The organism is Paraburkholderia bryophila, assembly GCF_003269035.1.
GTDB lineage: Bacteria > Pseudomonadota > Gammaproteobacteria > Burkholderiales > Burkholderiaceae > Paraburkholderia > Paraburkholderia bryophila.
This window is the reverse complement of sequence record NZ_QLTK01000005.1, coordinates 71,017-82,443: the sequence shown is the minus strand read 5'-3', so window position 1 is coordinate 82,443 and position 11,427 is coordinate 71,017. Positions and strand designations below refer to the sequence as shown.

Genomic DNA, 11,427 nt, shown 5'->3' with positions numbered 1-11,427 from the left:
CGCTCAGTTTCGCCTGAGCAGCCGTTGCGGCGTCTCGCCGATCTCGCGGCGAAACATCGCAATGAAACTGCTACTGCTCTGATAGCCGAGTTCCTCGGCGACCTTCGACACCGGGCTGCCGACGGCCAGCCGCGACATCGCTTCGACGAGGCGCAACTGCTGGCGCCATTGTCCGAACGTCAAGCCCGTTTCCTGGCGGAACAGACGCGCGAGCGTGCGCGCGCTGGCGCCGACGTTCGCGCTCCATTCGTCGAGCGTGTCGTCGTTGGCGGGCGCGGCGAGCAACTGGCTGCAGATCGCCCGCAAGCGGCGATCGCTCGGTAGCGGCAAGCCGCCTTGCGTGGTCGCTTCCGCGTCGCGCAGCACCGTCAGCAACAGCGGCGCGATGTGCGCGCCGAGGCTATCCGTGCCGTATTCGGGCGGCTCTTGCGCCAGCGCCATGATCAACTCGTGCATCAGCGGCTTGACCCGCACCACGCGGCAGGCCGGCCATAGCCACGGCGCCGCGTCGGGCTCCAGATACACGCTGTAGGAATTGACCTCGCCGATCGCGTGGATTTCATGGTCGACGGCGGGCGGCAGCCAGATGGCGCGCATTGGCGGCAGCATCCAGCTTCCTTTCGGCGTGAGCACCCGCGCCGCGCCTTCCACCGCATAAAACAGCTGTGCCTGCTCGTGCGAGTGCCAGATTTCGCGGTGCCCGTTTGCGTACGCCGAACCGCGCGCCATGACCGGGCGCGGTTGCCGTCGATACTCAAAACCGAATTGTTCTCTCCAGATCGGATCCATATTTTCCCTGATAGCTGCCAGCCAAAACTTGTCCGTTTCGCGATGTTTGTTGGCAAGACAGCGTGTTCCAACCGAACTTATCATTCCATGTCCGTTTTCTTTCCGCAAGTAATTACGAACCGGAATAGGAACGATTATCATTATTATTTAAGTTGGACATCAGTAAATTACTCTTGGAAAGGGTTTGGAGATGCGCGATCGGGGAACGAATCGGATGACGCGGATGCAATGGGCGATGGCAACGGTGTGGCTAACAGCCGCCGCTGCCGCTCATGCGCAGGCCGCGCCGGAGACCACCGCACCAGCCGGCAATACGACCGGCAGCAACACGGGTAACAACACGCTGCCGGCCGTCGTCGTGACGGCGCCGGCCACGAGCGACACGGAAACGTTCGGCTACGTCGCCAGGCACAGCACCGCCGGTTCGAAGACGAACACGCCGCTGATCGAGACGCCGCAATCGGTATCCGTCGTCACGCGTCAGCAGATGGACGACCAGGCCGCGCAAACGGTGGATGCCGCGTTGCGCTACGTGCCCGGCGTCACCACTCAGGACAACGATCTTCGCTTCGACCAGATCACGGCGCGCGGTTTCGATCTCGGCAACGACACCTACCTCGACGGCATGCGTCTCATGCGCACGACGTGGTATGCGTCGCCGCGTATCGATCCGTACTTCCTCGATCGCATCGACGTGGTCCGCGGCCCGATTTCGGTGCTGTACGGGCAGGGTAGCCCGGGCGGCGCCGTGCTGATGTCGAGCAAGCTGCCGACCGAGTATCCGTTCCACGAAGTGCAGATGCAGATCGGCAACAACAACCGCTACCAGGGCATGTTCGACCTGAGCGGCCCGGTCGACAAGAACGGCACGATTCTGTACCGCGTGACGGGTCTGGTGCGCGACTCCGATACGCAAACCGATCATGTCAAGGAACAGCGGATCGCGATCGCGCCGTCGGTGACGTTCCGCCCGAACAAGGACACGACCTTCACGCTGCTCGGCAGCTATCAGGACGATCCGCAAGGCGGTCTGTTCAACCCGGTGCCGGCCTCCGGCACGGTGCTGCCGAATCCGAACGGCACGATTTCGTCGCACGACTACCTGGGCAATCCCGACACCGATCGCCTCAAGCGTCAGCAGTTCACGATCGGCTACCTGTTCGAGCATGCGTTCAACGACACCTTCACGGTTCGTCAGAACGTGCGCTATCTGCGTCAGGACATCAAGTACTACCAGAACTCGATCTTCGGCTCGCTGGCGCCCGACGGCAGCACGGCGGGGCTGTTCACCAACAACAACGACGAGCACCTGACCAACATCACGATCGACACGCAAGGCCAGGCCAAATTCGACACCGGCGTGGTCAACCACACCGTGCTGTTCGGCTTCGACGTGGAGCGCGTCATGGACAGCATCAGCCGCGGCTTCGGGCTCGGTACGATCGACATTTTCGCGCCGAACTACAGCAACGTGCCGTACGTGACCGACAGCACCAAGCAGAACATCGCGCAGACGCAGTTGGGTCTGTATGCGCAGGATCAGTTGCGCTACAAGCGCTGGACCCTGACGCTCGGCGTTCGCCAGGACTGGGTGCGTGGCACGAATACGCTCGACGGCGCCGGCACGAATAGCCAGCAGCACGCCTTCACGTATCGCGCGGGCCTGAACTACGAGTTCGAATCCGGTATCGCGCCGTACGTGAGCTTTGCGAAATCGTTCCAGCCGTATGCCGGCGCGAACTTCAACGGTTCGCCGTTCGAACCGACTCGCGGCAAGGAATACGAAGTGGGGGTGAAGTACCAGCCGAAGGGTTACAACGCGTTCTTCTCGGTGGCCGCATTCGATCTGCGCCAACAGAACGTCGAGACGGCGGACAATCTCCACCCGGGTTTCACGAATCAGACTGGCGAGATCCGTTCGCGCGGTTTCGAGGCGGAAGCCCGCGTTGCACTGAGCGACAACCTCAACGTGATCGCCTCGTATGCGTTCCTGAACCAGGTGGTCACGGCGGCCGGAACCGGCGACTCGTCGCTGCCGCTGGGCAGCCGGCCGCCGGGCGGCGATCCGACCAACATGGCGTCGCTCTGGCTGGACTACACGCTGCACGCGGGTAATCTGCGCGGTCTCGGCTTCGGCGGCGGGGCGCGCTATATCAGCTCGACGTACGGCGATCCGGGCAACACGTTCAAGGTGCCAAGCCATTTCCTCGTGGATGCGGCGGTCCACTACGACATCCGTAACTGGCGCTTCGCAGTCAACGCAAACAATCTGTTCAACCGTCAGTACATCGCGTATTGCAACAGCGGCATGCAGTGTTATTTCGGCTCGGACAGATCCGTGATAGGAACGGCCCGATATCAATGGTAAGTGTTAAACGGCAGGATGCCGGGGCGTCGAGCCCCGGCACGGTATTGTCTCGATCGACCCACCGACGGCAGACAGGTGCGGCTCATGCGTGGTTCCGGACAGCGGTCCGGCGCATGGCGTGCCTGCTCGCCGTGCCTGCCGTGCTCGCAGGTTGCGTCGCCCAGAAGCAGGTGTTCTCCCAGCAGGCGCAAGCCGGCGGCGAGGTCGTCATCCGCCGCACGGCGGACGGCGTGCCGCATATTCAGGCCCACACCTGGAACGGGCTGGGTTACGGTTATGGCTATGCGCAGGCGCAGGACAATCTCTGCACGCTCGCCGACGCGTTTGTCACTTACCGTGGCGAACGTTCCGCCGTTTTCGGCCCCGACGCAAAGCCGGTCGCACCCGGCACGCTCGGCGCGCCTCGCAATCTCGACTCCGATTTCTTTTTTCGTCTGCTCGATGGGCCGGAGCAGACCGACGCTTACCGCGCGCACCAGCCGGACAATTTGCGGCAACTCGTGACGGGTTTCGCGCAAGGCTACAACCGCTATGTCGCGACCTTGCGCGCGAACCCGGACACGCGCGCGCATGACGCGTGCCGTAACGCGCCGTGGCTACGCGACATTTCCGAGGCCGACATCTACCGGCGTCTCGTCGCGGCGAACTTCGTTGGCGGCTATACGGGCTTTCTCGACGCGCTCGCCGATTCTCATCCGCCGGCCGCAACTGCGATACCGGCCGGGCCACTCGGCCAGGCGGCGCCGACGCCACGTCTCGCCAGCCTCGGCAGCGAGCTCGATCACGTCTACCTGCAAGCGGGCGGCGTACCCGATGCAGGCAGCAATGCGATCGCCTTCGGCGGTCAGGTGACAGGCACCGGGCAGAGCGTGCTGTTCGGCAATCCGCACTGGTTCTGGCAAGGACCCGACCGCTTCTATCAGGCGCAACTGACGCTGCCGGGACAGCTCGACGTGAGCGGCGTGTCGTTTCTCGGCGTGCCGGTCGTGATGATCGGCTACAACCGCAACGTGGCGTGGACGCACACCGTGTCGAGCGCGCGCCGCTTCGGGCTATTCCAGTTGTCGCTGGTGCCGGACAAGCCGACCGTGTATCGGATCGACGGACGCGAAGAAGCCATGACGCAACAGCAGATCGCCGTCGACGTCCGTCAGCCCGACGGCACGCTGAAAGCCGTCACGCGCTCCTTTTACCGCTCGCGTTTCGGCCCCGTGGTGGATCTGCGCGCCATGTCGCCGGCGTTGGCATGGAACGGCCAGCAGGCATTCGCGGTGCGCGATTCGAACGCGGACAACTACGCGATCTTCGAGAATTTTCTCCGCTGGGGCCAGGCGTCCTCGCTCGACGATTTCATCGCGACGCAAAAGCGTTTTGCCGCCATGCCGTGGGTGAACACGATCGCGATCGGCCGCGACGATCCGCGCACGTGGTTCGCGGACATTGGCTCGATGCCGAACGTCGACGATGCGTTCGCCGCGACGTGCACCGCGCAGCCCCTCGGCGCCGCGGTCGCCGCCAAGCTGCCCGGCGTGCCGTTTCTCGACGGATCGCGCGCGGCGTGCCAATGGCCGACCAGTCAGGGCTCGGTGCATGCGGGCAAGCTGCCGGTGGCCGAGATGGCCTCGCTGCTGCGCACCGATTACGTGGCCAACATGAACAACAGCTACGGCCTCACCAATCCGCGCGAACCGCTCTCCGGCTATCCGCGCGTGACCGGCGACGCGCATGCGCCCTTGTCGTTGCGCGCGCAACTGGGCCACGAGATCGCCGCGTCGTGGATGGCGCTGCCGGCCAGGCGCCGCACGCTCGACGCCTTGGGCGCCAGCGTGCTCGACACGCACACGCTGACCACCCGACGGTTTCTGCCGCAGGTCCTGCAAAGCGTCTGTGCGGGCGCCGATCCGGTGACGCGCGTGGATCATGATCGATTCGATTCGCCCCCGCTGCCCGAGGCGCAACAAGTTCATCTCGGCGCCGCCTGCAAGGCGCTGCGCGACTGGCCGACGGACGCCGAAATCGGCGCACGCGGCGCGGTATTGTGGGAAGCCTTCTGGTCGCGTGTCGAAACGATTCCGCTCGCTGAGCGCTATGCGGTACCGTTCTCGCTGTCGGCGCCGCTGTCCACGCCGGCCGGTTTGCGTGTCGACGATCCGCGCGTCGCCCAGGCGCTCGGCGCGGCCGTGCTGGCGCTGCGGCGCGCGGGGCTCGCGGTCGACGCGCCTACCGACGCGTTCCTCTTCACGATGCGCAACGGCCAACGCGTCGGCCTGTATGGCGGATGCAGCGATATCGGCTACTTCGTCTCGACGTGCCCGATTCCGCGCGTCGGCGTACCGGCGGCCAAGGGCGTTCGTGCGTCGATGGACGGCAACTCGATCGGCAACAGCTATATGCAGATCGTCAGCTTCGGTCCGAACGCGCAGGTGATCGCGAAGACCTTGCTGGCGCCGTCCGAATCCGACGACCCCGCTTCGCCGTCGAGCGCCGAGGGCACGCTCGACTACGCGAACAAGGCATGGCGTACCATGCCGTTCGACGCAGCCGATATCGAGCGCGCAGAACAGCCATCGCAGCGCGTCACCTTGAGCGTGCCTGCGCGATAACAATGACAATCCTTTCCCGGAAAGCTTCACTCGACCACTATGCACACACTCTGGTTTCTGGTTAAAGGTTCGCGCCGGCGCTTGCTGTTAGCGATCGGTATGAGCCTCGTCAGCGGCTTCGGCAATGCCTCGATGGTGGCGCTCATCAACCAGGCCCTCGTGGCCTCGCGCGAGCGGCTGGTCGAACTCGGCTTGCGTTTCCTCGTGATCGGCGTCGTCGTGCTATTCACGCGGACCGCCTCGCAAACGCTCTTCATGAGTCTCGGCCAGAACGCCAAGGCGAGTCTGCGCATGAAGACCATCAACCGTATTTCGTCCGCGCCGTTCGCGCATGTCGAACGGCAAGGGTCGGCGCGCTCGCTCAGCGTGTTGACGCAGGACCTCGATTCGATCGTCATGCTGTTCGTCGGCTTGCCCGGCCTCGTGATGAACGGTGCGGTGATCGCGGGCTGTCTCGTCTACCTCGGCATACTGTCCTGGCAGGTGCTGGCGTTCGCCGCCGTGACGGTGCTGATCGGCTCGGCGGGATTTCATCTGGCCAATACGCGCGGCGTGTTCCATCTGCGTAAATCGCGGCAGCGCGAAGACACGCTGGTGCGGCAGTTTCGCGCGTTGTTCGACGGCGCCAAGGAATTGAAGCTGCATCGGGCGCGCACGCGCGAATTTATCGACGGCACGCTGGCGACCGAAGTCGAAGCGGTGCGCGTGCAGCGCACGCGCGGCTACGTGCTGTATGCGGCCGCGGCGAGTTGGGGCAGCTTCATTTTCTTCGCGTTTATCGGCTGCGTGCTATTCGTACTGACGCGCTACGTGCCGGTCGAGCCGCACGTCATGTCCGGCTACGCGATGATCTTCCTGTACATGATCATGCCGATCGAAGGCGTGCTCTCCGCGATTCCCAATCTCAGCACGGCCGCGGTCGCGCTCGAACGGGTCGAGCAACTGAATGCCGAACTGCCGGTCGAGCATACCGTCGCGGCGGCACAGGCGACTTCGTTCGAGAGCATCGTGCTGGAAGGCGTCACGCATCGCTATTTCCGCGAGAAAGAGAACGACGTGTTCACGCTGGGGCCGGTCGATCTGAGTTTCCGTCCCGGCGAACTCGTCTACCTGATCGGCGGCAACGGCAGCGGCAAGACCACACTCGCGAAGATGATCGTCGGCCTCTACACGCCGGAAAGCGGACGTATTCTGCTCAACGGCCAGGAAGTCGGCGAGGCGCAGCGCGACGCGTACCGGCAGCACTTTTCGGTGGTGTTCAGCGACTTCTTCCTGTTCGATACGCTGCTCGGCATCCGCCTCGACAACGTCGACGCCGCAGCGCACGCGCTGCTCGACGACCTGCAGCTCTCGCACAAAGTCAAGATCGAGAACGGCGCGTTCTCCACGCTCGAATTGTCGCAAGGCCAGCGCAAGCGTCTCGCGTTGCTGGTCTCGTATCTGGAAGACCGGCCGTTCTACCTGTTCGACGAATGGGCCGCCGATCAGGACCCGCTCTTCAAGGACGTGTTCTATCGGCGCCTGTTGCCCGAGCTGAAGGCGAAGGGCAAGACCGTGCTGGTCATCACGCACGACGACCGCTATTTCCACCTCGCGGACCGTTACATCAAGCTCGATTTCGGCCAGGTGGTCGAACAGGGCGAGGGCGCGCATCTGGCCGAACTCATGGCAGCTCCAGCCGTCCTGGCCGCTCATCCGTTCACCGCGCACGGCACGAACGCCACCTCTTTTCCCGCAGCGCACGGCGCGCAGATCTAGTCGGAATCTTATGGTCAATACGAGTGCATTAGCGGCTCAGTCCGCGTCGCCGCTGTTCGAACTGGACAAGGTTCGCTTCGATATCGGCGGCACGCGGCTGCTGGACGACATCGATCTGTCGATTTCACACGAACGCGTGACGGGTCTCATCGGTCACAACGGCTCAGGCAAGACCACGTTGATGCGCCTCCTTGCGCGGCATCATGCGCAAGGCGCCGGAGAAATCCGCTTCGACGGCAAACCGCTCGGCTCGTGGAAGCCGCGCGATTTCGCGCGCCGGGTTGCGCATCTGCCGCAATACACGCCGTCGACCGACGGCCTGCTGGTGCGCGAACTGGTCGCGCTCGGCCGCTACCCGTGGCATGGCAGCCTCGGCGTGTTCGGTAACGACGACCGCGAGCACGTGGCTGAAGCGATGCGGATGACCGACGTCACGCATTACGCCGACCGGCTGGTGGACAGCCTCTCGGGCGGCGAACGTCAGCGCGTGTGGCTCGCCATGCTGATCGCGCAGGACAGCCGCTGTTTGCTGCTCGACGAGCCCACTTCCGCGCTGGATATTGCGCATCAGGTCGAGGTGCTCGAGCTCGTGCGAACGCTTTGCAAACAACGCAGCATCGCCGCTGTAGTGGTATTGCACGACATCAATATGGCCGCGCGTTTCTGCGACCAGATCGTGGCGTTGCGTCACGGACGGATCCTGATGCAAGGCACCCCTGCCGACATCATGACCGGGCCGAATCTGGAAGCGATCTACGGCGTGCCCATGCATGTTTTGGAAGACCCGGTCAACGGCCGGCCGGTGGGGTTTCCGCAATGAGCGGCGGCGCTTCGCCCACCCGGGTCGCGCTGCCGCGCCGCGTTTGCCTCAAGGCGATCGCGGCGGCCGCGTTCGGCCTCGCGGCCGCCGCGCAGGGTGCCACGCCGACGGCCGCCATGAAGGCGCCGCGCCGCATCATCGTGCTGAACTGGGACCTGACGGAAATGCTGCTGTCGCTCGGCGTGTCCCCCGTCGGCGTGCCCGCGCCCGCGTGGTATGTGAGCAGCGTGGTGGTGCCGCCGCTACCGGCAGGCGTCGTCGACATCGGCTTACTGTTCCAGCCGAACTACGATCTGCTGTACGAACTGCGCCCCGACCTGATGGTGATCACGCCGGCGCATGCCAGCGTGCAGGCTTCGTTCGAACGGATCGCGCCGACTCTCACGCTCGGCGCCTACACGACCGCGCCGCAGCCGTATCGTGCAATGCGCGACGAAGCAATGACGCTGGCGCGCCGTCTCGGCGTGACAACCCGAGCCGAGGCCTTGCTGAACGAAACCGCCGACGTGCTGACGCAGTCGCGCGCCGCGCTCGACGCCGCTGCGCCCGCAGGCGGCTACCGGCCCGTCTACGTCGCGCAGATCGTCGACGACCGTCATCTGCGTGTGTTCGGCGCCGGCAGCATGTTCGACGAAATCCTCCGCACGCTCGGTTTGCGCAACGCGGCCACGGTTGCGTCCGAGCGCACGGGCAGCGGTTTCCTCGTGGGGCAGAACGCGCGTGCGATCGTCGAACTCGACCGGCTCGCGACGGTGCCCGACGCGTGCGTCCTCTGGGTCGGTTCAAGCGTGAACGACGATATGAGCACGCTCCAACTCAATCCCGTGTGGCGTCAGTTACCGTTCTCGCAGCCGGGAAGAACCGCCACTTTGCCGGTCATCTCCGCGACCGGCGCGCTGATTTCCGTTCAGCGTTTTGCTCGCGCTGTCGTCAGCGCCATGCCAGGTATCCATGTCATCTAAACACCTGCCGTCTTCACGCCGGAAATCCGCATCCGCCGACGCCATGCAAGCGACCTCCGGCGAGGCCGCCGCGCCGCGCAATGTGCTCGTGCCGGTCGCGTCGCTCGTCATACTCGCCGCCTTTGCGCTGACGCTCTGGGTGATGCGGGCGCAACTCGGCGGCGCCAGTCTCTGGACTGCGCTGAGCGCGCCACAGCCCGGCAATCTTCATCAGATGATCCTGCACGAGTCGGCTTTGCCGCGCCTCGCGATCACGTTGATCTGCGGTGCGGCGCTCGCACTGGCCGGCACGATTTCGCAGCAGGTGCTGCGCAATCCGCTGGCCGAACCCATGACGCTAGGCATTTTCCCCGGCGCCTATCTGGCGCTCGGGATCGCGGCAATCTGGGCGCCGGCATGGCTCGTCCACCAACGCGAACTGATTGCGCTGGTGGGCGGCGGCCTTGCGATGCTGCTGGTCTTTGCGCTGGCGTGGCGGCAGCGGCTCGCCTCGCTCTCGGTGATTCTCTCGGGCATGATCGTGAGTCTTTACTGCGGCTCGTTGAGCCTCGCGCTCGCGATCTCGCATTTTCAACTGCTGACCGGGCTGATGATCTGGGGCGGCGGCGCCCTGGATCAGCAGGGCTGGCATGCCAGCGTCGCACTGTTCGGGCGGCTCGTCGTGGCCTGCGGTGCGATCTACCTGATGCGTCGTCCGCTCGCGCTGTTCGAGGCCGGCGAAAGCACGGCGCAGGGCCTCGGCATCTCGTTGATGCGTACCCGCTTTGCCGCGCTGGGTCTCGCGGTGGCCTTGACGGCCTGCGTGGTCGCGGCGGTCGGCGTGATCGGCTTCATCGGTCTGGCCGCACCGACGCTGGCCAAACTTGCCGGTGCGCGGCGTTTCCAGCAACGCCTGATATGGGCGCCGCTGCTCGGTGCCGCGTTGCTCTGGCTCACCGATGAAATCGTGCAGGCAGTCGCCGTCAGCGGCGTGTTCGGCTCGCAGCTCATTCCGACCGGCACCGTGACCTCGCTGATCGGCGCGCCGATGCTGCTGTGGCTGCTGCGCCAACTCAAATCGCGCCCCGACCTCAGGGCCGACGCGCGCGACAACACGGCGTTTTTCCGACACCATCGGCCGGTGCGGCTGATCGTCGGACTGGTGGCGCTGACCGCGCTCGCGGTGGCGGGCTCGATGCTGGTACGGCGCGGCCTCGACGGTTGGGGGCTCGTCGGCGCGAGCCAGTTCACGGCGCTCGCGTTCTGGCATGTGCCGCACACTGCCGCCGCGGTTGCCGCGGGCGTTATGCTCGGCATCGCCGGCGCGCTCGTGCAGCGCATGACGGGCAATCCGATTGCGAGTCCCGACCTGATCGGTGTGAGCTCGGGAGGCGCGCTCGGGATCGTCGCGGTGGTGTTCCTGATGGACGCACCGGGGCCGGTCGGACTGTTCGTCTCCTGTCTCGCCGGTTCGATCGGCACGCTGCTGTTTCTGGTCTGGTTCGGACATCGCGGCCGATACGCGCCGGAACGTCTGTTGCTGATCGGCGTCGCGATCGGCGCGTTGTTTCAGGCGGTCAGCGGCACCGTGACCGCGAGCGGCGATCCACGCGCCGCGCTGTTGCTGAACTTCGTCGTCGGCTCGACTTATTACGTACAGCCACTCGTCGCCGCGATCGCGGTGGTGATTGCGCTGATCGGGTTGGCGGTGGCGCCGTTGCTGGCCAACTGGCTGGAACTGCTGTCGCTCGGCGAGGACACCAGCCGTTCGCTAGGCGTGCCTATCGGTGTGGCGCGGCTGGCGACGCTGCTGCTTGCAGCGTTATTGACGGCAACTTCGACGCTGCTGGTCGGGCCGCTGTCCTTCGTCGGTTTGATGGCGCCGCATATTGCGCGCTCGCTCGGCGTGTGCCGCGCGCGGCATCAACTGCTTGCGGCTGCGGCGATCGGCGCGCTGCTGATGGTGCTGGCGCAATGGTCCGGCAACCTGTTGTTGTTCCCTAACGAAATGCCGGCGGGGCTGATGGCCGCGTTGATCGGCGGACCTTATTTGTTGTGGTCGCTTTTGAAGACGGCGCCGCGCGCCGGCAACGGTCGACGGCAAGCTTCATGAGAGGCCGAGGCATTGGAGCGTCGATTCGATCTGCT

Annotated in this window: 7 protein-coding genes; 6 read left to right on the top strand and 1 reads right to left on the bottom strand. The window is 65.0% G+C overall.

From position 1 onward, the window contains the following. Positions 1 to 3: 3 nt before the first annotated feature. Positions 4 to 729 (bottom strand): AraC family transcriptional regulator, encoded by a 726-nt coding sequence (locus tag BX591_RS10860; protein ID WP_244146943.1) that lies wholly within the window; start codon positions 727 to 729, stop codon positions 4 to 6. A gap of 274 nt (positions 730 to 1,003) precedes the next feature. Here BX591_RS10860 and BX591_RS10855 point away from each other — a divergent pair, with 274 nt between their 5' ends. The 6 genes from BX591_RS10855 (at position 1,004) to fhuB (ending at position 11,392) form a co-directional block, all read left to right on the top strand. Next, on the top strand, positions 1,004 to 3,157 hold the full coding sequence (locus BX591_RS10855; protein WP_244146942.1) for a TonB-dependent siderophore receptor: 2,154 nt from the start codon (positions 1,004 to 1,006) through the stop codon (positions 3,155 to 3,157). Positions 3,158 to 3,270: 113 nt separating this feature from the next. Then, positions 3,271 to 5,760, top strand: coding sequence for a penicillin acylase family protein (locus BX591_RS10850; RefSeq protein ID WP_167444524.1), 2,490 nt, complete (start codon positions 3,271 to 3,273; stop codon positions 5,758 to 5,760). A gap of 39 nt (positions 5,761 to 5,799) precedes the next feature. Beyond that, positions 5,800 to 7,518: a cyclic peptide export ABC transporter gene (locus BX591_RS10845; protein ID WP_111931074.1), complete on the top strand. Its 1,719-nt coding sequence runs from the start codon at positions 5,800 to 5,802 to the stop codon at positions 7,516 to 7,518. A gap of 10 nt (positions 7,519 to 7,528) precedes the next feature. Beyond that, positions 7,529 to 8,338, top strand: a complete 810-nt coding sequence (locus BX591_RS10840; RefSeq protein WP_111931072.1) for an ABC transporter ATP-binding protein — start codon at positions 7,529 to 7,531, stop codon at positions 8,336 to 8,338. Further along, positions 8,335 to 9,300, top strand: a complete 966-nt coding sequence (locus BX591_RS10835) for an ABC transporter substrate-binding protein (RefSeq protein WP_111931070.1) — start codon at positions 8,335 to 8,337, stop codon at positions 9,298 to 9,300. The genes BX591_RS10840 and BX591_RS10835 overlap by 4 nt, the downstream gene beginning before the upstream one ends. Before the next feature lie 43 nt (positions 9,301 to 9,343). Continuing rightward, positions 9,344 to 11,392: a Fe(3+)-hydroxamate ABC transporter permease FhuB gene (gene fhuB / locus BX591_RS10830; RefSeq protein WP_111931068.1), complete on the top strand. Its 2,049-nt coding sequence runs from the start codon at positions 9,344 to 9,346 to the stop codon at positions 11,390 to 11,392. The last annotated feature ends 35 nt before the right edge of the window (positions 11,393 to 11,427 follow it).

Excerpts from the sequence above, each read along its gene's own strand:
- BX591_RS10860 (WP_244146943.1), bottom strand. The coding sequence starts at position 729 with ATGGCGCGCGGTTCGGCGTACGCAAACGGGCACCGCGAAATCTGGCAC.
- BX591_RS10855 (WP_244146942.1), top strand. The coding sequence starts at position 1,004 with ATGACGCGGATGCAATGGGCGATGGCAACGGTGTGGCTAACAGCCGCC.
- BX591_RS10850 (WP_167444524.1), top strand. The coding sequence starts at position 3,271 with ATGGCGTGCCTGCTCGCCGTGCCTGCCGTGCTCGCAGGTTGCGTCGCC.
- BX591_RS10845 (WP_111931074.1), top strand. The coding sequence starts at position 5,800 with ATGCACACACTCTGGTTTCTGGTTAAAGGTTCGCGCCGGCGCTTGCTG.
- BX591_RS10840 (WP_111931072.1), top strand. The coding sequence starts at position 7,529 with ATGGTCAATACGAGTGCATTAGCGGCTCAGTCCGCGTCGCCGCTGTTC.
- BX591_RS10835 (WP_111931070.1), top strand. The coding sequence starts at position 8,335 with ATGAGCGGCGGCGCTTCGCCCACCCGGGTCGCGCTGCCGCGCCGCGTT.
- fhuB (WP_111931068.1), top strand. The coding sequence starts at position 9,344 with ATGCAAGCGACCTCCGGCGAGGCCGCCGCGCCGCGCAATGTGCTCGTG.